Source organism: Azonexus hydrophilus DSM 23864 (assembly GCF_000429605.1).
Taxonomy (GTDB): domain Bacteria; phylum Pseudomonadota; class Gammaproteobacteria; order Burkholderiales; family Rhodocyclaceae; genus Azonexus; species Azonexus hydrophilus.
Window position 1 is genome coordinate 29,181 of record NZ_KE386926.1, and the last position, 18,628, is coordinate 47,808.

At 64.4% G+C, this 18,628-nt stretch carries 19 protein-coding genes and 1 tRNA gene; 15 read left to right on the forward strand and 5 right to left on the reverse strand.

The window, feature by feature from the left end; translation table 11 throughout:
• Nucleotides 1-3 precede the first annotated feature (3 nt).
• Together G471_RS0115205 and G471_RS17995 are read left to right on the forward strand one after the other, a co-directional pair.
• The gene (locus G471_RS0115205) at nucleotides 4-1,860 is read left to right on the forward strand and encodes a sodium:solute symporter family protein (RefSeq protein ID WP_028996085.1); all 1,857 of its coding nucleotides are present in this window, start codon (nucleotides 4-6) and stop codon (nucleotides 1,858-1,860) included.
• A 126-nt stretch (nucleotides 1,861-1,986) separates the two neighbouring features.
• On the forward strand, nucleotides 1,987-2,394 hold the full coding sequence (locus G471_RS17995) for a hypothetical protein (protein WP_051295540.1): 408 nt from the start codon (nucleotides 1,987-1,989) through the stop codon (nucleotides 2,392-2,394).
• Here the strand turns inward: G471_RS17995 and G471_RS18000 are convergent.
• The 3 genes from G471_RS18000 to G471_RS0115225 are packed head-to-tail and all read right to left on the reverse strand — an operon-like array spanning nucleotide 2,348 to nucleotide 3,892.
• Nucleotides 2,348-2,839 (reverse strand): chorismate--pyruvate lyase family protein, encoded by a 492-nt coding sequence (locus tag G471_RS18000; RefSeq protein WP_051295541.1) that lies wholly within the window; start codon nucleotides 2,837-2,839, stop codon nucleotides 2,348-2,350. The two genes, G471_RS17995 and G471_RS18000, sit on opposite strands and share 47 nt — an antisense overlap.
• Before the next feature lie 50 nt (nucleotides 2,840-2,889).
• Nucleotides 2,890-3,357 carry a DUF192 domain-containing protein gene (locus G471_RS0115220; protein ID WP_043421907.1) on the reverse strand — a complete coding sequence of 156 codons (468 nt, stop codon included), beginning with the start codon at nucleotides 3,355-3,357 and terminating at the stop codon, nucleotides 2,890-2,892.
• The gene (locus G471_RS0115225) at nucleotides 3,341-3,892 is read right to left on the reverse strand and encodes a pseudouridine synthase (RefSeq protein ID WP_245580573.1); all 552 of its coding nucleotides are present in this window, start codon (nucleotides 3,890-3,892) and stop codon (nucleotides 3,341-3,343) included. The genes G471_RS0115220 and G471_RS0115225 overlap by 17 nt, the downstream gene beginning before the upstream one ends.
• A gap of 115 nt (nucleotides 3,893-4,007) precedes the next feature.
• Here G471_RS0115225 and G471_RS0115230 point away from each other — a divergent pair, with 115 nt between their 5' ends.
• The 10 genes from G471_RS0115230 (at nucleotide 4,008) to G471_RS0115275 (ending at nucleotide 13,971) form a co-directional block, all read left to right on the forward strand.
• The gene (locus G471_RS0115230) at nucleotides 4,008-6,299 is read left to right on the forward strand and encodes a cyanophycin metabolism-associated ABC transporter (protein ID WP_028996088.1); all 2,292 of its coding nucleotides are present in this window, start codon (nucleotides 4,008-4,010) and stop codon (nucleotides 6,297-6,299) included.
• A 10-nt stretch (nucleotides 6,300-6,309) separates the two neighbouring features.
• Nucleotides 6,310-6,780, forward strand: a complete 471-nt coding sequence (locus tag G471_RS0115235; protein ID WP_028996089.1) for a cyanophycin metabolism-associated DUF1854 family protein — start codon at nucleotides 6,310-6,312, stop codon at nucleotides 6,778-6,780.
• A gap of 128 nt (nucleotides 6,781-6,908) precedes the next feature.
• On the forward strand, nucleotides 6,909-9,149 hold the full coding sequence (locus G471_RS18005; RefSeq protein ID WP_043421909.1) for a cyanophycin synthetase: 2,241 nt from the start codon (nucleotides 6,909-6,911) through the stop codon (nucleotides 9,147-9,149).
• Nucleotides 9,150-9,170: 21 nt separating this feature from the next.
• Nucleotides 9,171-11,753, forward strand: a complete 2,583-nt coding sequence (gene cphA, locus G471_RS0115245; protein ID WP_028996090.1) for a cyanophycin synthetase — start codon at nucleotides 9,171-9,173, stop codon at nucleotides 11,751-11,753.
• Nucleotides 11,746-12,510 carry a uroporphyrinogen-III C-methyltransferase gene (gene cobA / locus G471_RS0115250; protein ID WP_028996091.1) on the forward strand — a complete coding sequence of 255 codons (765 nt, stop codon included), beginning with the start codon at nucleotides 11,746-11,748 and terminating at the stop codon, nucleotides 12,508-12,510. Before cphA ends, cobA begins: the two co-directional genes overlap by 8 nt.
• Nucleotides 12,507-12,908, forward strand: a complete 402-nt coding sequence (locus G471_RS19295) for a Rap1a/Tai family immunity protein (RefSeq protein ID WP_028996092.1) — start codon at nucleotides 12,507-12,509, stop codon at nucleotides 12,906-12,908. Before cobA ends, G471_RS19295 begins: the two co-directional genes overlap by 4 nt.
• A 25-nt stretch (nucleotides 12,909-12,933) precedes the next feature.
• Nucleotides 12,934-13,018: transfer RNA gene (locus G471_RS0115260), tRNA-Leu, on the forward strand.
• Nucleotides 13,019-13,083: 65 nt separating this feature from the next.
• On the forward strand, nucleotides 13,084-13,227 hold the full coding sequence (locus G471_RS19300; RefSeq protein ID WP_157272559.1) for a hypothetical protein: 144 nt from the start codon (nucleotides 13,084-13,086) through the stop codon (nucleotides 13,225-13,227).
• 142 nt (nucleotides 13,228-13,369) lie between these two features.
• The gene (locus tag G471_RS0115270) at nucleotides 13,370-13,648 is read left to right on the forward strand and encodes a type II toxin-antitoxin system RelE/ParE family toxin (RefSeq protein WP_028996093.1); all 279 of its coding nucleotides are present in this window, start codon (nucleotides 13,370-13,372) and stop codon (nucleotides 13,646-13,648) included.
• A gap of 11 nt (nucleotides 13,649-13,659) precedes the next feature.
• The gene (locus tag G471_RS0115275; protein ID WP_028996094.1) at nucleotides 13,660-13,971 is read left to right on the forward strand and encodes a HigA family addiction module antitoxin; all 312 of its coding nucleotides are present in this window, start codon (nucleotides 13,660-13,662) and stop codon (nucleotides 13,969-13,971) included.
• 77 nt (nucleotides 13,972-14,048) lie between these two features.
• Here G471_RS0115275 and G471_RS0115280 read toward each other — a convergent pair whose 3' ends face one another.
• Both G471_RS0115280 and G471_RS0115285 read right to left on the reverse strand, forming a co-directional pair.
• Nucleotides 14,049-14,366, reverse strand: a complete 318-nt coding sequence (locus G471_RS0115280; RefSeq protein ID WP_051295542.1) for a hypothetical protein — start codon at nucleotides 14,364-14,366, stop codon at nucleotides 14,049-14,051.
• A gap of 3 nt (nucleotides 14,367-14,369) precedes the next feature.
• Nucleotides 14,370-15,713: a hemolysin family protein gene (locus G471_RS0115285; protein WP_028996096.1), complete on the reverse strand. Its 1,344-nt coding sequence runs from the start codon at nucleotides 15,711-15,713 to the stop codon at nucleotides 14,370-14,372.
• 231 nt (nucleotides 15,714-15,944) lie between these two features.
• On the opposite strand from G471_RS0115285, the gene G471_RS0115290 reads away from it, so the two are divergent.
• The 3 genes from G471_RS0115290 to tgt are packed head-to-tail and all read left to right on the forward strand — an operon-like array spanning nucleotide 15,945 to nucleotide 18,619.
• Nucleotides 15,945-16,460 (forward strand): TIGR00645 family protein, encoded by a 516-nt coding sequence (locus G471_RS0115290; protein WP_028996097.1) that lies wholly within the window; start codon nucleotides 15,945-15,947, stop codon nucleotides 16,458-16,460.
• Nucleotides 16,461-16,473: 13 nt separating this feature from the next.
• On the forward strand, nucleotides 16,474-17,520 hold the full coding sequence (queA, locus tag G471_RS0115295) for a tRNA preQ1(34) S-adenosylmethionine ribosyltransferase-isomerase QueA (RefSeq protein WP_028996098.1): 1,047 nt from the start codon (nucleotides 16,474-16,476) through the stop codon (nucleotides 17,518-17,520).
• A complete protein-coding gene (gene tgt, locus G471_RS0115300; RefSeq protein WP_028996099.1) occupies nucleotides 17,510-18,619 on the forward strand; it encodes a tRNA guanosine(34) transglycosylase Tgt in 1,110 nt (369 codons plus the stop codon). Before queA ends, tgt begins: the two co-directional genes overlap by 11 nt.
• Nucleotides 18,620-18,628 lie beyond the last annotated feature (9 nt).

Here is an 18,628-nt window from a genome sequence, read left to right on the forward strand (position 1 = left end):
AGCATGGATCTGCAAACTATGACTTACCTGGTGGTCGGCGCATCTTTCGCGCTGTACATCGGGATCGCGATCTGGGCACGTGCCGGTAGCACGTCCGAGTTCTACGCTGCCGGCGGTAGCGTTCACCCTGTGACCAACGGTATGGCAACTGCCGCCGACTGGATGTCTGCCGCCTCGTTCATCTCGATGGCCGGTCTGATCTCCAACATGGGTTACGGCGGCGGCCTGTTCCTCATGGGCTGGACGGGTGGTTACGTTCTGCTGGCGATGCTGCTGGCGCCGTACCTCCGGAAGTTCGGCAAGTTCACGGTTCCCCAGTTCATCGGTGACCGTTTCTACTCGCAAACCGCTTCCACGGTGGCCGTGATCTGTCTGCTGACCGCGTCGATCACCTACATCATCGGTCAGATGACCGGTGTCGGTGTGGCCTTCTCCCGCTTCCTGGGCGTTTCCAGCGAAATGGGTATCTACATCGGTATGGGTATCGTGTTCGCCTACGCCGTGTTCGGCGGCATGAAGGGCATCACCTACACCCAGGTTGCCCAGTACATCGTGCTGATCCTGGCCTACACGGTTCCGGCTGTGTTCATCTCGCTGCAGCTGACCGGCAACCCGATCCCGCAACTGGGTCTGGGCGCCTCGATCAGCGGCACCGATATCTCCCTGCTGACCAAGCTTGACCAGGTTGTCACCGACCTCGGCTTCAACCAATACACGACCTCGATTCCGGGTTCCACCCTGAACATGTTCGTGTACACGATGTCGCTGATGATCGGCACTGCCGGTCTGCCGCACGTCATCATGCGGTTCTTCACGGTGGCCAAGGTTTCCGACGCCCGTTCGTCCGCTGGCTGGGCACTGGTCTTCATCGCCCTGCTGTACACGACCGCTCCGGCCGTTGCTGCCATGGCCAAGATGAACCTGCACGCCACGGTCAACTCCGCTGTTGGTCTGGAAACGGCTGCTGACGGTTCGATGAAGGTCAATGCCGAAACGATCAAGGCCCGCGGCGACGTATATGCCGAAGAAGCCTCCCTGGTCTACGAAAATCGTCCGGACTGGATGAAGCGTTGGGAAAAGACCGGCCTGTTGAAGTTCGAAGACAAGAACGGCGACGGTCGCATCCAGTACTACAACGACAAGACCAAGAACGCCGATGCCAAGGCCAAGGCCGAAGCTGCTGGCTGGAAGGGTAACGAGCTGACGGTCAACGCCGACATCATCGTGCTGGCCAATCCGGAAATCGCGCTGCTGCCGAACTGGGTTATCGCCCTGGTTGCTGCCGGTGGTCTGGCTGCCGCGCTGTCGACCGCTGCTGGTCTGCTGATGGCGATCTCCGCTGCTGTCTCGCATGACCTGGTCAAGGGTGTGTTCATGCCGAACATCTCCGAGCAAGGCGAACTGCGCGCCGGCAAGATCTCCATGGCGGTCGCCATCGTCATCGCCGGTTACCTCGGCCTCAACCCCCCGGGCTTCGCTGCCGGTACGGTTGCCCTGGCCTTCGGTATTGCCGCCTCCTCCCTGTTCCCCGCCATCATGATGGGTATCTTCTCCAAGAAGATGAACAAGGAAGGCGCCATCGCCGGCATGCTGGCTGGTCTGGCTGTCACCCTGATCTACGTGTTCGCTCACAAGGGTATCTTCTTCATCAAGGGCACCGAGTTCGTCGACGCAATCGGCGGCGCCAACAGCTTCTTCGGCATCACGCCGGAAGCCTTCGGTGCCATCGGCGCGCTGGTCAACTTCCTGGTGGCCTTCATCGTCGACAAGATGACCAAGGAACCGCCGGAGCACATCCAGGCCATGGTTGAAAACGTGCGTATCCCGCGCGGTGCCAAGGCTGTTGATGGCGCACACTAAGCAGTATTGAGGTAAGCTCTCCCGTCCGGACATCGGGCGGGAGATTCGAAACCCCGTAGGCGATGTCTGCGGGGTTTTTTATTGTCGGACCGGCCTGTTGCCGGCTCGTGAAGTACCGAGGTTCAAATGGCTTTCAATGTCCACATCGCAATGACCTGGATTCTTTTCCTGGCGCTTTTTCCCATCACCTTCTTCTGGTTGCGTCGGGCCTGGCGCATCGCCATCAACAAGGATTTCTCCGAAGTCGCGATCAAGCACGGCGAATCGCCACCCAATCCGGAGAAATGGGCGCCTTACGAGGCCGTGATCAACCTGGTTGCCGGCAGCATCACCGCCGCCACCATCGCTGGCGTACTGGCCGGTGAACTCGAATACGATACCTGGATGGCCCTTGCTGGCTCGACCATCTGGTGCAAGTTCTTCCTCAGCTTCGCGCTGAGCCGTCAGGCGCACCCGATGAACCTGCCTGGCTTCATGCAACGCCGGATCAGTTTCCGCCCGCAGAAACCGCCACAGGACGGCGAAGAGAAGTAATCACCGGCAGGAAGACTTCGGTCACCAGCACGCTGCCGCTGCCCAGCACATGCCGTGAGCGCCGCGCCCAGAAGGCCGGCGCATCGCCGACCAAGACAGCAACCCGCCGATGCAGCGGATGATGACGGTCGATCCGCAGGAATTCGATCGGCCCGCGCCGGAAACCCGGATGGGTAAATAACAGCGACCCCAGCGAACGGCCACCCAGATTTGCAAACCAGCGCCCCAGACGCCCGCTGCGCGTCTGCGACAGGACGCTGTGGGCAAAAATCACCGGCACGCCGTCGCACTCGAGCAACACCTCGCGCACCGGCAATTGCGCCCGCAATGCTTCGTCGGCCAGCGGCCGGCAGCGCCCCTGAAACACCACGCGCACCCGGAATTGCCGGCAATGACGCTGACAACGCGCAGTCAGCGAATCGGGCTCGGTCAGCCAGCGGCGCAAGCTCCCCACCGGCGCATGGGCGGGTAAGCGGGAAAACCAGCCTGGGCGCATCAACGCGGTGCCGGCGCGCGTTCCAGACCGCGCAGCTTGCTGCCCGGTGTGATACCGCGTTGCGCGAACCAGCCGCGATTCATTTCCAGCGCGTAACGCGCCGGCCGCCGGGCACAGTGGTTGTCTTCGCTGTGCGGGGTCATATCCTCGATGTTGATGATCCGCCCTTCCTCGTCCAGGAAGGCGACCGACAGCGGGATAAAGGTGTTGCGCATCCACATGCAGTGCGTATTGGCCTGCGGAAAGACGAACAGCATGCCGCGCTGTGCCGGCATGGTCGGACGATGCATCAGGCCAACCTGACGATGCCGGTCCTGCGCCGCCACTTCGGCTTCGATGCGATGGAAGCCGGCGCTCAGTTCGATCACCGGCATGGCTTCCTGGGCCCAAGCCGTCAGATTCAGGCCAATGGCCAGCAGGGCCGCCAGGCCATGCCTGAGCAATCGCGATTCACGCACGCAGATCATTGATATTTCCTTCCATTAAACGCCATTCGCCCGGCGCCAGTCCGGCCACCGACAACTTGCCGACCGCCGCCCGGACCAGGCGCAGTACAGGATAACCGATGGCCGCGCCCATCCGCCGCACCTGGCGGTTCTTGCCTTCGGCGATGCGGATTTCCAGCCACGCGGTCGGAATCGCCGCCCGGTAACGGATCGGCGGATCGCGCAGCCACAGTCCGGGCGGCTCGTCGATACGACGCACCTGCGCCGGTTGCGCGGTGAAATCGGACAAGCGGATGCCGGCGCGCAGACGGTCAAGATCGGCTTCCGCCGGCTCGCCCTCGACCTGCGCCCAGTAGGTCTTGACCAGCTTGTGTTTGGGATCGGCGATACGCGCCTGCAGGCGCCCGTCGTCGGTGAGCAGCAACAGCCCCTCGCTGTCGGCGTCGAGGCGGCCGGCGACATAGACATCCTTCAGCGAAATGAACTCGCCGAGCCCCCGCCAGCGACCTTCCGGCGTAAACTGGCTGAGCACGCCGTAAGGCTTGTTGAAGATCACAATTTTCGCCACGTCGACCGGACAAATAACCAAAGTCGCGATTTTAAGGCAGGCGACGGTCAACCGTCCGCCCGCCGATACGTTAAAGCCCATTCCTCGCCCCTACGAGCCCTTGATGCAGCACGCCGAAATCTCCGTTCCCGTCGCCCCAGCGATATTGCCCGACCCCTGGGCGGCAACGATCGGAAGCCGAATCGCCCCCACCGAAACCCTGGCCGCCTGGCTGGAAACCGACCTCGATGGCCGCCTGCGCTTTGCCCGCGGCCTGATCGCCGTCACCGACCTGCACCTGATCGCCGTCGATGCCGACGGCCAGATTCGCGAATGGCCGCTCACCGCCGGCCTGCGCCTTGACCACCACGACCATGCCGGCGTCGGCACACTCGAACTGCTCGACGGCAATGGCCGCCTGGCCTGCTGGCGCTACACCCTGGCCAACAACCTGGCGGCGCTGCGCCTGATCGACGAATTCGACCTGCACCGCGACAGTCTGGTCTGCGGCCAGCCGCCGCAACGCCCGGAAGCCGAAAGCTGCCCGAAGTGCAAGACCCCGCTGCCGCCGGGCGCCGAGGAATGCCCGATCTGCAATCGCGAGGCGACGGTCGCCCCGTCGACCTGGACCTTGTTCCGCCTGTGGCGTTTCGCCCGGCCCTACCGCTGGCAGCTCTTCCTCGGCTTCGTGCTGACCCTGGCGTCGACCGCAGCGCAACTGGTGCCGCCCTACCTGACGATGCCGCTGATGGACAACGTGCTGATCCCGTTCCAGAACGGCCAGCCGATTGACTGGAACCTGGTCGGCATGTACCTCGGCGGCCTGCTCGGTGCGGCCATCGTCGCCTGGGGACTGGGCTGGATCCGCACCTACATCCTGTCGCTGGTCTCCGAGCGCATGGGCCGCGACCTGCGCACCCAGACCTACGATCACCTGCTGGGGCTGTCCTTGGAGTATTTCGGTGGCAAGCGCACCGGCGACCTGATGGCGCGCATCGGCAACGAAACCGACCGCATCAACATCTTCCTCTCGCTCGACCTGCTCAACTTCGCCACCGACGTGCTGATGATCACGATGACCGCCGTCATCCTGTTCTCGATCAACCCCTGGCTGGCGCTGGTCACGCTGCTGCCGCTGCCGGTCATCGCCTGGCTGATCCACTTCGTCCGCGAGAAGCTGCGCACCGGCTTCGAGAAGATCGACCGCGTCTGGGCCGAAGTGACCAACGTGCTGGCCGACACCATCCCCGGCATCCGCGTGGTCAAGGCCTTCGCCCAGGAGAAGCGAGAAGGTGAGCGCTTCCGCGCCGCCAACGAGCACAACCTGCAGATGAACGACAAGCTCAACCGCACCTGGTCTCTGTTCACCCCGACGGTGACGCTGCTCACCGAGGTCGGCCTGCTCGTCGTCTGGGTCTTCGGCATCTGGCAGATCGCCCACGGCGATTCGACGGTGGGCACGCTGACCGCCTTCCTCGCCTACATCGGCCGCTTCTACACCCGCCTCGACTCGATGAGCCGCATCGTCTCGGCGACCCAGCGCGCCGCCTCGAGCACCAAGCGCATCTTCGACATCCTCGACCATGTTTCCAGCGTGCCCGAGCCGACCAACCCGGTGCATCTGGAAAAAGTCACCGGCCGCATCGAACTCAAGCAGGCCTGCTTCCGCTACGGCACCCGCGCCGTCACCAAGGACGTCGACCTGGTCATCGAACCGGGCGAGATGATCGGCCTGGTCGGCCATTCCGGCTCCGGCAAGTCGACGCTGGTGAACCTGATCTGCCGCTTCTACGACGTCACCGAGGGCCAGATGCTGATCGACGGCGTCGACGTGCGCTCGGTGCCGGTCGCCGAGTTCCGCAGCCACATCGGCCTGGTCCTGCAGGAGCCCTTCCTGTTCTTCGGCACCATCGCTGACAACATCGCCTACGGCAAGCCCGACGCGACGCGCGAGGAAATCGTCGCCGCCGCCCGCGCCGCCCACGCCCACGAATTCATCCTGCGCCTGCCGCACGGCTACGACTCGCTGGTCGGCGAACGCGGCCAGGGCCTGTCCGGCGGCGAGCGCCAGCGCATCTCGATTGCCCGGGCGCTGCTCATCGACCCAAAGATCCTGATCCTCGACGAAGCAACCTCTGCGGTCGATACCGAAACCGAGAAGGAAATCCAGAAGGCGCTCGACAACCTGGTCAAGGGTCGTACCACGATCGCCATCGCCCACCGCCTGAGCACGCTGAGGAAGGCCGACCGGCTGGTGGTCATGGACCGTGGCCGCATCGTCGAAGTCGGCAACCACGACGCGCTGATGGCCGCCGAAGGCCACTACCACAAGCTGTACATGGCACAACTCCGCAACGTCGACACCGAGGCGCCCGAACCGGCTGCCCCGGACCTGCCGAAAACCGCGACCGTCTGAGGAAACCGCGATGAGCCAGGCCAACTTCACGCTAACCCGCGACGCTTTCGGGCGACTGGTCTTTCAGGCCGAAAACGGCGACCGCCACGAGGCCGTCACCCCGGTCCGCGCCTTTCCGATCGCTGCCCCCGACGACGGCATCTCCATCCTCAGCGCCGAAGGCCACGAAATCGGCTGGGCCGACCGCCTCGCCGACCTGCCGGCGGCAACCCGCGCACTGATCGAGGAAGAACTGGCCAGCCGCGAATTCGTGCCCGAGATCGCCCAGCTGCTGTCGGTGTCCAGCTTCGCCTGCCCGAGCACCTGGCAGGTCCGCACCGACCGCGGCGACACCGCGCTGGTGCTCAAGGGCGAAGAGGACATCCGTCGCCTGTCGGCGACCCGGCTGCTGATCGCCGACGGCAACGGCATCCAGTACCTGGTGCGCGACCTCAGCCGGCTCGACCGGCACAGTCGCAAGCTGCTCGACCGCTTCCTCTAGTGGCGGCGAGGTAACGCCCGGTAGCAACGAGTAACACTTTCCGCAAACGGTCAGCCGCAGAACGGCAAAAACGTTAATAATCGCATTCGGACACAACGCATCCCACCCAGCCGGCAACAGCCCACCCCATGAAGAAACAAGACATCATCTTCCTGAAACAGTTTTCCCTGCGCGGACCCAGCATCTGGACCTATCCGCCCAGCCTGGAAACCTGGATCGACATCGGCGAACTCGAAGACCTGCCGTCGAACAAGATTCCCGGCCTCCATGAACGCCTCGCCGCCTGGCTGCCCGGGCTGGTCGAGCACCGCTGCAACTACGACGAGCGCGGCGGCTTCCTGCGCCGCCTGCAGGAGGGCACCTGGGCTGGCCATATCCTCGAGCACATCACGCTCGAATTGATGAGTCTGGCCGGCCTGCCCGACGGTTTCGGACGCACCCGCGAGACGACCACGCGCGGCGTCTACAAGCTGATCGTCAGCGACTTTCACGGCGAATGCACCCGCCTGGCGCTGGACACCGGCCGCGAACTGCTGCTTGCGGCGATCAACGACGAAGCTTTCGACCTCGACGCGGCGATCAAGGTATTGCGGCGCAGGGTCGACCGCAAGTACCTCGGCCCGTCGACCGCAGCCATCGTCAACGCTGCCGAGGCGCGCAAGATCCCGCACATCCGCCTGCTCGACGACGGCAATCTGGTTCAGCTCGGCTACGGTGCCGCGATGCGTCGCATCTGGACAGCCGAAACCGACGCCACCAGCGCCATCGCCGAGACCATCTCGCGTGACAAGGACCTGACCAAGGAACTGATTTCCTCGGTCGGCGTACCGGTCCCCGAAGGCCGCGAAGTCGACAGCGCCGACGATGCCGTCGACGCCGCCGAGGACATCGGCTACCCGGTCGTCGTCAAACCGACCGACGGCAACCACGGGCGCGGCGTCTTCATTGACCTGGTGACCCCGGAAGCGGTGCGCAAGGCCTACCCGATTGCCGCCGAGGAAGGCTCCGGCGTCCTCGTCGAACGCTCGATCCAGGGCATCGAGCACCGCCTGCTGGTGGTTGGCGGCAAGCTCGTCGCCGCCAATCGCAGCGACCTGATCACGGTCAGCGGCGACGGCAAATCCACCGTCCAGCAACTGATCGACAGCCAGATCAACATCGACCCGCGCCGTGGCGAAACCGAACTTCACCCGCTGTCGATCATCCGCATCGACACCGCCGCCAAGATCGAACTCGAACGCCAGGGCCTTACCGGCGACAGCGTCCCGGCCGCCGGCCGTGAAGTGCTGATCCAGCGCAACGCCAACCACGCCTTCGACTGCACCGACGACGTCCATCCCGAGACCGCCGCCGTCGCCGCGCTGGCCGCCCGCGTCGTCGGCCTCGACATCGCCGGCATCGACCTGGTCTGCCAGGATGTTTCGAAACCGCTCGCCGAACAAGGCGGCGCCATCGTCGAGGTCAACGCCGGCCCCAGCCTGCTGATGCACATCAAGCCCGGCATCGGCAAACCGCGCCCGGTCGGCCAGGCGATCGTCGACAACCTGTTCGCCGAGAGCGAAAGCGGCCGCGTCCCGGTCGTCGGCATTTCCGGCTCGCGCGGCAAGACGCCGGTCGCCCGCCTGGTCGCCCACATGCTCCACCTGTCCGGCAAGCAGGTCGGCCTGGCCTGTAGCGACGGCCTCTACCTCGGCCGCCGCCAGGTACAGAAAAACGATGCCGCCAACTGGACCGGCGCCCGCCGGCTGTTGCTCAACCGCGCCGTCGAGGCGGCGGTGATCGAGAACGGCGGCAAGGTCATCCTCGGCGAAGGTCTGGCCTATGATCGCTGCTCGGTCGGCGTCGTCACCAATGTGCTGCCGGCGGTCGAAGACCTGTCGCAATGGGACATTCAGCCGACCGGCGGCGAGTACTACACGACCTGGCGCTCGACTTACCGCACCCAGGTCGACGTCGTCCTCAAGTCCGGCTACGCCGTGCTCAACGCCTGTGACCCGCAAGCCGCCGACTTCGCCGAACTGTGCGACGGCGAGGTCATCCTGTTCGCCACCGATCCCGACTGTCCGGCGCTCGACGCCCACCTGCAGGCGGGCAAGCGTGGTGTTTACGTCAGCGAGAGCCGGATCTACCTCGGCACCGGCCAGGACGAAATCCGTCTGTGCCGGCTCGGCGACGTACCGGCGATCGGCAAGGCCAAGCGCCCGGAAACCATCGCCAACGTGCTCGCCGCCGTTGCCGCCGGCTGGGCGCTCGGCCTGACCCAGGACGTCATCGTCACCGGCATCAAGACCTACGGCCTCGAACTGGCCGACCCTTTCGCCCTGCTGCCCCGCCGCGCCCGCAAGCCCGCCGGCGCCGGCCGTAACTAACGCTCGGAACACAAGATCACCATGGACGTTTCCCGTATCCGTGCCCTGCGCGGCCCCAACCTGTGGAGCCGCCACACCGCCATCCAGGCCATCGTCACCTGTACCGGTGCCGAGTGCGCCATCGCCGACCTGCCCGGTTTCGAGGCGCGCCTGCGTGCCCGCTTCCCGGAACTGGCCGAACTGATTCCGACCGACCATCTCGATACTGTCTCGATGGCCCATGCCCTCGAATTCGCCGCCCTCGGCCTGCAGGCGCAGGCGGGTTGCCCGGTCACCTTCAGCCGCACCGCCAAGACCGTCGACCCGGGCGTCTACCAGGTGGTCGTCGAATACACCGAGGAAGACGTCGGCCGGCTCGCTTTCGAACGTGCCGAACAGTTGTGTCAGGCAGCACTCGACGACACGCCCTTCGATCTCGACGGAACGCTCAAGGAATTGCGCGACCTCGACGAGGACATCCGCCTCGGCCCCTCGACCGGGGCCATCGTCGCCGCCGCCCAGGCCCGCGGCATTCCCTACCGCCGCCTGACCCAGGGCAGCCTGGTCCAGTTCGGCTGGGGCAGCAAGCAAAAGCGCATCCAGGCGGCCGAAACCAGCCACACCAGCGCCATCGCCGAGGCCATCGCACAGGACAAGGAGCTGACCAAGCAATTGCTGCACGCCGCCGGCGTCGCCGTGCCGACCGGCCGCCCGGTCGACGACGAGGACGATGCCTGGCAGGCCGCGCAGGAAATCGGCCTGCCGGTCGTGGTCAAGCCGCAGGACGGCAACCAGGGCAAGGGCATCTCGGTGAACCTGACGACCGAGCAACAGGTACGCCACGCTTACCGGGTCGCCGTCGGTTTCTTCGACGACATCATGGTCGAAAAGTACCTGCCGGGCCACGACTGGCGCCTGCTGGTCATCGGCGACAAACTGATCGCCGCCGCCCGCCGCGATCCGCCGCTGGTCGTCGGCGACGGCACGCACACCGTCCGCGAGCTGGTGGACATCGTCAACAGCGATCCGCGTCGCTCCGACGGCCACGCCACCTCGCTGACCAAGATCCGCTTCGATGAAATCGCGCTGGCCCGCCTCGCCGAGCAGGGCTACAACGCCGACTCCATCCCGGAACGCGGGGTCCGCGTCGTGCTGCGCAACAACGCCAACCTGTCCACCGGCGGCACCGCTACCGACGTCACCGACGACGTTCATCCGGAACTCGCCGCCGCCGCCGTTGCCGCCGCGCAAACGGTCGGCCTCGACATCGCCGGCATCGACGTCGTCTGCGACACCATGTTGAAGCCGCTGGAGGAACAAGGTGGCGGTATCGTCGAAGTCAATGCCGCCCCCGGCCTGCGCATGCACCTCGACCCGTCGTTCGGCAAGGGCCGGCCAGTCGGCGAGGCCATCGTCGGCATGATGTATCCCGATGGCGATAACGGGCGTATTCCCGTCGTCGCGGTCACCGGCACCAACGGCAAGACCACAACCAGCCGCCTGATCGGCCGCATCTTCGAGGAAAACGGCCTGCGCGTCGGCATGACCAGCACCGACGGCATCTACGTGCAGAACCGGCGTATCGATACCGGCGACTGCTCCGGTCCGCGCAGCGCCCGCAACGTCCTCGCCCATCCCGATGTCGATGCCGCCGTGCTCGAAACCGCGCGCGGTGGCCTGCTGCGCGAGGGCCTCGGCTTCGACATGTGCGACGTTGCCGTGGTCACCAATCTGGGCCTGGGCGATCACCTCGGCCTCAACTACATCACCACCGTACACGACCTGGCGGTGATCAAGCGCGTCATCGTCCAGAACGTTGCCCCCAGCGGCACCGCCGTCCTCAATGCGGCCGACCCGGTGGTGGCCGCCATGGCCCAGCACTGCCCGGGTCAGGTCACCTTCTTCGCCCTCGATCCGGCAACCCCGGTCCTGGCCGCCCATCGCGCGCAGGGCAAACGCGTGCTCTACGTGGACCAGGGCGATATCGTCTGCGGCGAGGGCCGGCGCAAGCACCGCATCCCGCTGGCACGCGTGCCGCTGACCCGCAACGGCAGCATCGGTTTCCAGGTCGAAAACGTGATGGCCGCCATCGCCACCGCCTGGGCGCTCGGCTATAACTGGGCGAAGATCGAACAGGCCGTCGCCGGCTTTGTCAGCGATGCCTCGACAGCACCGGGCCGCTTCAATGTCTTCGACTATCGCGGCGCCACCCTGATTGCCGATTACGGTCACAACCCGGACGCCATGCTGGCGCTGGTCAAGGCCGTCGAAGCCATGCCGGCCAAACGCCGGGCAGTCGTCATCAGCGGCGCCGGCGACCGGCGTGACGAGGATATCCGGCAGCAGACGGAAATCCTTGGCCCGGCCTTCGACGACGTCATCCTCTACCAGGATGCCTGCCAGCGCGGCCGCGCTGACGGCGAAGTCATCGCGCTGCTACGCAGCGGTCTGGCCAACGCTCCCCGTGTCAGCCGGATCGACGAGATCACCGGCGAATTCCTCGCCATCGACACGGCACTCGCCCGCCTGCAAGCCGGCGACCTGTGCCTGATCCTGATCGACCAGGTTGAGGAAGCACTGGCGCACATCACCCGGCGTATTGCAGAATGCCGGGCTGATGACTGAAAACACGACACTCACCGCCGGCAAGGTCTGGCTGGTCGGCGCCGGTCCCGGCGACCCCGACCTACTGACCTTGAAAGCCGCCCGCCTGATCGGCAGCGCCGACGCCATCGTCTACGACCACCTGGTCGGCGAAGGCGTACGCGCCCTCTTTCCGGCCTCGGCCCGCCAGGTCTATGTCGGCAAGAAGGCGGCAAAACACACGCTGAAGCAGGAAGAAATCAACCAGCTTCTGGTCGATCTGGCCCGCCAAGGCTTGGCCGTGGTCCGACTCAAGGGCGGCGACCCCTTCATCTTCGGTCGCGGCGGTGAGGAGCTTGAAGTCCTGCGCGCCGCCGGCATCGGTTTCGAGGTCGTCCCCGGCGTCACCGCCGCCGCCGGCTGCGCCGCCTACGCGGGCTTTCCGCTGACACACCGCGATCACGCCCAGTCGGTGACCTTCGTCACCGGCCACCTGAAGGATCACAGTATCGATCTCGACTGGCCGGCGCTGGCGCGTCCGGGCCAAACCGTCGTCTTCTACATGGGCGTTGGCGGCGCCCCGGAAATCTGCCGGCAGATGATCGCCCACGGCCTGCCGGCCAGCACGCCGGCCGCCATCATCCGCCGCGGCACCCTGCCCGATCAGCAAACCCTGCTGTCCACGCTCGACCAGCTACCGCAACGCATCGTCGAGGCTGGCATCAAGCCGCCCGCGCTGATAGTGGTCGGCAGCGTCGTCGGCCTCCACGACACCCTTTCCTGGTTCGAATCCCGATGATCAGACTGCTCATCCTCTGCGCCGCGCTGTTTGCCGGCCACGCCCACGCCTACACCGCCCAGGAAATGCTGGAGGACTGTCGCAGCGCGGAACGCCTTTACGCCGGCGAGAAAAATACCGACCCCTTCTTCGCCATCCGCAGCAACCGCTGCATTTCCTACGTCGCCGGCTTCGCCGACGGCTACGCGGTCAGCGACTTTCTCGCCGAAAGGATCGGCGTCCGCATCAACGCTTTCTGCCTGCCCAACGACGCCGACCTCTCGTTGCGCCTGGTCCGTGCCGTCGTCATCCACGTCGAACGCGTACCGCCCGACACCACGGTGACCACCGCTACCCTGGTCGCCGGTGCCCTGGCCAAAGCCTTCCCCTGCCCGGAAGTGCTTGAACCAAAGAAGTGATTCGGGGATAATCCGCGCTCCATTCGCCCCGATGGCGGAATCGGTAGACGCAGCGGATTCAAAATCCGCCGCCGAAAGGCGTGCCAGTTCGAGTCTGGCTCGGGGCACCATCTGACAAGGCTTGGCGGCCGTTGGGACATTTTTTCAATCCGAAGCGGATTTGGAGGATGTCCAAATGCAGAATGGTTTCAAAACGCCCGAAACATTCACGGAAATCGCGGCGGTTTTCCTGTCGCTCACTCCGGTGCGCGACCGTATGTACAAACCCCGCCTGCAGTATTGGGGGATCGCCTGGGCGCAACGCCCCTGGCTGACTTAACGCCTGAAGGCGTCGACCGCGTCCTGGCCGAACTCGAAACAACCCCAAGCAACAGCGGCAAGGCCCGAATCGGGGAACGCCCTACCAGGCTTGCCCTGCCTCAATCAATTGCAACCCGATACGCTACGCTATACAATCAATCATGATTAAAAGTTTTCAGCACAAGGGGCTCGAGGCTTTTTTCGAGACCGGCAGCAAGGCAGGCATCCAGCCGCACCACGCGGCACGACTGTCGCGCCAGCTGATCCGCCTCGATGCAGCGAAGACCCCGGAATACATGAACGTGCCCGGATGGAAATTCCACGGCCTGCTCGGCAATCTGGCCGGGTACTACGCGGTTACGGTGAATGGCAACTGGCGCCTGACCTTCACCTTCGAGGATGGCGACGCCGTTCTGGTCAATTACCAGGACTATCACTGAGAGGTAAGAAGATGAGTCGAATGTTCAACCCCCCGCACCCCGGCGAAACGCTACGGGAAGACGTACTGCCAGCCCTGGGGCTAACCGTCACCGATGCTGCCGTGCAGCTGGGCGTCACCCGTGCCGCCCTTTCCCGTGTGCTGAACGGTCGGGCGGCGATTTCCCCGAACATGGCACTGCGCATCGAGGGATGGCTTGGCGTAGAGAACGGCGGCAGCGCCGATGCCTGGCTGGCGCAGCAAACCGCATACGACCTTTGGCAGGCAAGATCGGCAGGCCTGCCGAACGTGCAGCGTGCGGCTGTTCAGAGTAATGCCACCTAACCAAACGTCTGCACTCACTAGCCGGCAACTTGCCGGCTTTTTTGCGTCTACAACCGTCTGGAAAATATCTGCCGGACCTAAACCAGCAAGGTCATGCCGAACCAGCCGGTACCGATCACGCGGAACAGTGCAGGCGCGTGCACATGCCGCCACAGGCTGGCCAGCAGGAAGATGTTGTAGGGCACCAGCACGGCGTGCAGCAGCAGCCAGACCGAACCGTCCCAGCCCTTGGCCAGCAGGATCAGCGACACCAGCGCCAGCGCGGCATTGAGCAGCGTTGCCACGCCCAGCATGTCCCAGTAGAACAGACGGCGGTGCGACACCTGGCCGTGCCAGCGCGCCCGAAAGAAATGGATCGGAGCGAAGGCCGTCACCGCCGGGGAAGTGTCCCGCATCGTTCAGTCCTGCGAGCGTGCCGTGGAGGCTTCGGCCGCCGACATCTCGAGCGGACCGCCCAGTTCATCGGGCAAACGTGCCGCCAGTACCTTGTCGATGCGCTTGCCGTCCAGATCGACGACCTCGAACGACCAGCCCTCCCAGAAAGCCTTGTCGCCGGTCACCGGCAGGCGTCCGAGCAGCAGCATCACCATGCCGGAGAGCGTGTGGTAGCGCCCCTTCTCTTCTTCCGGCACGGTTTTCATGCTCAGCGTGTCCTTCAGTTCCAGCAGGGGAATCAGGCCGTCGAGCAGCCAGGAGCCATCGTCGCGCTGGATCGCCCAGGCATCCTCCTTATTTTTCGGGACGAACTCACCGGTCACCGACTCGACCAGATCCTGCAGCGTCACCATGCCCTGGATCTCGCCGTATTCATCAACCACGAACACCACCTGGGTGCCCGAAGAGCGGAACTGTTCGAGCAATTCCATCCCGGTCAGCGATTCCGGCACATAGACGGCGAGCTGCAGTTTTTCGCTGAGGCTGGCCTCGCTGCCGCGCAAGGTCTTGCCGAGCAGCTGGCGCGCGTTGAGCACGCCGAGGATGTTATCCAGACCACCGCGGCATACCGGAAAGCGGGCGTGTTCCGACTCGGTGATCACCGCCAGGTTCTGCTCCATGGTGTTCTCGACATCGAGCCAGACAATATCCGAACGCGGCACCATCAATGAGGAGATTTGCCGTTCGTCGAGGCGGAATACGTTGCGCACCATGGCGTGTTCGTTCTTTTCGATGACCCCGGCCTCGGAACCCTCGACCAGCATGGCGTGGATTTCCTCTTCGGTCACGCTCGGCCCCTTGGTTTCACGCTGTCCCACCAACCCCAGCAGGAGCATGGTCGAACTCGACAGCAAGCGGACGAAGGGCCGGGAGATCATGGCCAGCAGGTTCATCGGACGGGCGACCAGGCGAGCAATCCCCTCTGGATTGATCTGGCCGATCCGCTTGGGCACCAGTTCGCCGACCACAATGGAGACATAGGTGATGACCAGGACCACGAGTACCGTAGCACCAATCTCGCTAGCCCCCTGCTCGACGCCGAAGGATTGCAGCCACAGGGCCAGCGGCCCGGCCAGCGCGGCCTCACCGACGATACCGTTGAGGATGCCGATCGAGGTAATACCGATCTGTATCGTGGACAGGAAGCGATTGGGATCGTCGCCCAGCTTGATCGCAACGGCGGCAGCGCCGTCGCCCCCTTCGGCCAGTTTGGCCAGACGTGCCCGGCGGGCGGTGACCAGGGCAATTTCGGACATGGCGAAAGCGCCATTGAGGAGAATCAGGGCGAGCAGTAGGAATATTTCCATGGTCAAGCCCGGCAACCGGGCTTTCGTTGTTGTTGAGGAGGGCGATATTGCCTCAGACAATACCCCATTGTCACTTCGGAAAAACCGGACAATAAACGCGAAATCACCAAGCCGCCGGCCATCTCCCGGCGCCCGGTCCGCAGCCTAGGCCATCGCCGCACTTCAATCGACTGGATTTCTCGGTTGCCGCACTGCACAATATGCCGCCTCCCACTCGCGGACCACACACCCATGAAATCCCTCGAACACAAACTCGAACTTCTGATGTTCAACAGCCGCTGGCTGCTGGCGCCCTTCTACCTGGGGCTGATCTTCGCGATCGTCATTCTGCTGATCAAGTTCGTCAAGGAATTCATCAGCTTCGCCCCGACCGTGCTGACCGCCGAAGGCAGCGACGTGATCATCGGCATCCTGACCCTGATCGACGTGGTGATGATCGCCAACCTGCTGATCATCATCATCTTTGCCGGTTACGAGAATTTCGTCTCCAAGATCAACACCGGCGATACTGAAGACCGGCCGAGCTGGATGGGCCACGTCGGGTTTGCCGATCTGAAGATGAAACTGATCGGCTCGATCGTCGCCATTTCCGGGATCGAACTGCTCAAGGCCTTCATGCATGTCGAGAACTACACCAACGACCAGCTTGCCTGGAAGGTCGGCCTGCACATGACTTTTGTCGTCTCCGGCGTCCTTTTCGCGGTCATGGACAAGCTCGGCGGCAAGCACCACAGCAGCGACGAATGATTCCGGGATGAGCATGACGTACACCGTTGATGACTTCGACTTTCATCTCCCCCCCGAACTGATTGCCCAGCACCCGGCTGCGGAACGTACCGGCAGCCGATTGCTGCACGTTGCCGGCAGCCAGCACGCGGACCGTCGCTTTGCCGACCTGCCCGATCTGCTGCGCACCGGTGACCTGCTGGTGTTCAACGACACCAAGGTGATCAAGGCGCGCTTCTTCGGCATCAAGGAAACCGGCGGTCAGGTCGAGATCATGCTTGAGCGCATCGTCGATGCGAAACACGCGATCTGCCAGATCCGCGCCAGCAAGGCGCCCAAGCCCGGCTGCCTGCTGCGCCTGGCCGATGCCTTCACGGTCCGCATGACCGGCCGTACCGGCAAGGAAGACGACCTGTTCGCGCTCGAACTGCTGGACCACGACGATTTCTGGGCGGTGGCCGAGCAATACGGCGCCCTGCCCCTGCCGCCCTACATCGAGCATCCGGCCGAATCTGCCGACGAATCGCGCTACCAGACGGTTTATGCCCGCGAACCGGGCGCCGTCGCTGCGCCGACCGCCGGCCTGCACTTCGACGAGGCCATGCTCGAAACGCTACGCGCCCGGGGTATCGGGACCGCCTTCGTCACCCTGCACGTCGGCGCCGGCACCTATCGGCCGGTGCGCGTCGAGAAAATCGCCGATCACCGCATGCACAGCGAACGCTACGAAGTGACGCCGGAAACTGCTGCCGCCATCGCCGCGACGCGCGCCGCCGGCGGACGCGTCATCGCCGTCGGCACGACCAGCCTGCGCACCCTCGAATCGGCCGGCCAGGCCGATGGCACGGTCGTCGCCGGCAGCGGTGAAACCGAGATTTTCATCACCCCCGGCTACCGCTTCCAGGTGGTCGACCGGCTGATCACCAACTTCCACCTGCCGAAATCGACACTGATGATGCTCGTCTCGGCCTTCGCCGGTTACGACGCGATCCGCGCTGCCTACGCGCACGCGGTCAGCGAACGTTACCGCTTCTTCAGCTATGGCGACGCCATGCTCCTGGAACGCTCCGATGCAGTTTGAACTCCTCAAGACCGACGGCGCCGCCCGCCGCGGCACCCTGACCCTGGCTCACGGCGTCGTCCAGACGCCTGTTTTCATGCCGGTCGGCACCTACGGCACGGTCAAGGCGATGACGCCGCAGAGCCTCAACGACATCGGCGCGCAGATCTGTCTGGGCAACACCTTCCACCTGTGGCTGCGCCCGGGGCTTGAAGTGGTCAAGGCGCATAACGGCCTGCACGACTTCATGAACTGGCACAAGCCGATCCTGACTGACTCCGGCGGCTTCCAGGTGTTCTCGCTCGGGGCGCTGCGCAAGATCAGCGAGGAAGGCGTCAAGTTCAGCTCGCCGCACGACGGCGCCAAGCTCTTCCTGTCGCCGGAAATCTCGATGCAGATCCAGAAGGTGCTCAATTCCGACATCGTCATGATCTTCGACGAGTGCACGCCCTACCCGGCCAGCCGCGAAGAAGCAGCCAAGTCGATGCGCATGTCGATGCGCTGGGCCAAACGCTCGCGCGACGAGCACGACCAACTGGAAAACACCAACGCCCTGTTCGGCATCGTCCAGGGCGGCATGTACGAAGACCTGCGCGACGAGTCGGTGGCCGGCCTGTGCGACATCGGCTTCGACGGCATGGCCATCGGCGGCCTGTCGGTCGGCGAACCCAAGGAAGACATGGCGCGCATCCTGGCGCACACGGCGCCGCGCCTGCCAACGCACAAACCGCGCTACCTGATGGGCGTCGGCACGCCGGAAGACCTGGTCTTTTCGGTCAAGCACGGCATCGACATGTTCGACTGCGTGATGCCGACCCGCAACGCGCGCAACGGCCACCTGTTCACCCGCTTCGGCGACGTCAAGATCAAGAACGCCCGCTACCGCGCCGACACCGGCCCGCTCGACCCGTCGTGCACCTGCTACACCTGCACCAACTTCACGCGCAGCTACCTGCACCACCTCTTCCGCAACGGCGAAATCCTCGGTGGCATGCTCAACACCATCCACAACCTGCATTTTTACCAAACCATCATGGCCGAAATGCGCGCTGCCATCGAATCGGAAAAACTGGACGAATGGTCAGCCGCCTTTGCCCGCGACCGAACGTCCGGCCAGTGATAGAATCCC

Bases quoted from the DNA above. Each gene is read 5' to 3' on its own strand.
- G471_RS0115205 (WP_028996085.1), top strand. From the start codon at position 4: ATGGATCTGCAAACTATGACTTACCTGGTGGTCGGCGCATCTTTCGCG.
- G471_RS17995 (WP_051295540.1), top strand. From the start codon at position 1,987: ATGGCTTTCAATGTCCACATCGCAATGACCTGGATTCTTTTCCTGGCG.
- G471_RS0115220 (WP_043421907.1), bottom strand. From the start codon at position 3,357: ATGATCTGCGTGCGTGAATCGCGATTGCTCAGGCATGGCCTGGCGGCC.
- G471_RS0115230 (WP_028996088.1), top strand. From the start codon at position 4,008: ATGCAGCACGCCGAAATCTCCGTTCCCGTCGCCCCAGCGATATTGCCC.
- G471_RS0115235 (WP_028996089.1), top strand. From the start codon at position 6,310: ATGAGCCAGGCCAACTTCACGCTAACCCGCGACGCTTTCGGGCGACTG.
- G471_RS18005 (WP_043421909.1), top strand. From the start codon at position 6,909: ATGAAGAAACAAGACATCATCTTCCTGAAACAGTTTTCCCTGCGCGGA.
- cphA (WP_028996090.1), top strand. From the start codon at position 9,171: ATGGACGTTTCCCGTATCCGTGCCCTGCGCGGCCCCAACCTGTGGAGC.
- cobA (WP_028996091.1), top strand. From the start codon at position 11,746: ATGACTGAAAACACGACACTCACCGCCGGCAAGGTCTGGCTGGTCGGC.
- G471_RS19295 (WP_028996092.1), top strand. From the start codon at position 12,507: ATGATCAGACTGCTCATCCTCTGCGCCGCGCTGTTTGCCGGCCACGCC.
- G471_RS19300 (WP_157272559.1), top strand. From the start codon at position 13,084: ATGCAGAATGGTTTCAAAACGCCCGAAACATTCACGGAAATCGCGGCG.
- G471_RS0115270 (WP_028996093.1), top strand. From the start codon at position 13,370: ATGATTAAAAGTTTTCAGCACAAGGGGCTCGAGGCTTTTTTCGAGACC.
- G471_RS0115275 (WP_028996094.1), top strand. From the start codon at position 13,660: ATGAGTCGAATGTTCAACCCCCCGCACCCCGGCGAAACGCTACGGGAA.
- G471_RS0115280 (WP_051295542.1), bottom strand. From the start codon at position 14,366: ATGCGGGACACTTCCCCGGCGGTGACGGCCTTCGCTCCGATCCATTTC.
- G471_RS0115285 (WP_028996096.1), bottom strand. From the start codon at position 15,713: ATGGAAATATTCCTACTGCTCGCCCTGATTCTCCTCAATGGCGCTTTC.
- G471_RS0115290 (WP_028996097.1), top strand. From the start codon at position 15,945: ATGAAATCCCTCGAACACAAACTCGAACTTCTGATGTTCAACAGCCGC.
- queA (WP_028996098.1), top strand. From the start codon at position 16,474: ATGACGTACACCGTTGATGACTTCGACTTTCATCTCCCCCCCGAACTG.
- tgt (WP_028996099.1), top strand. From the start codon at position 17,510: ATGCAGTTTGAACTCCTCAAGACCGACGGCGCCGCCCGCCGCGGCACC.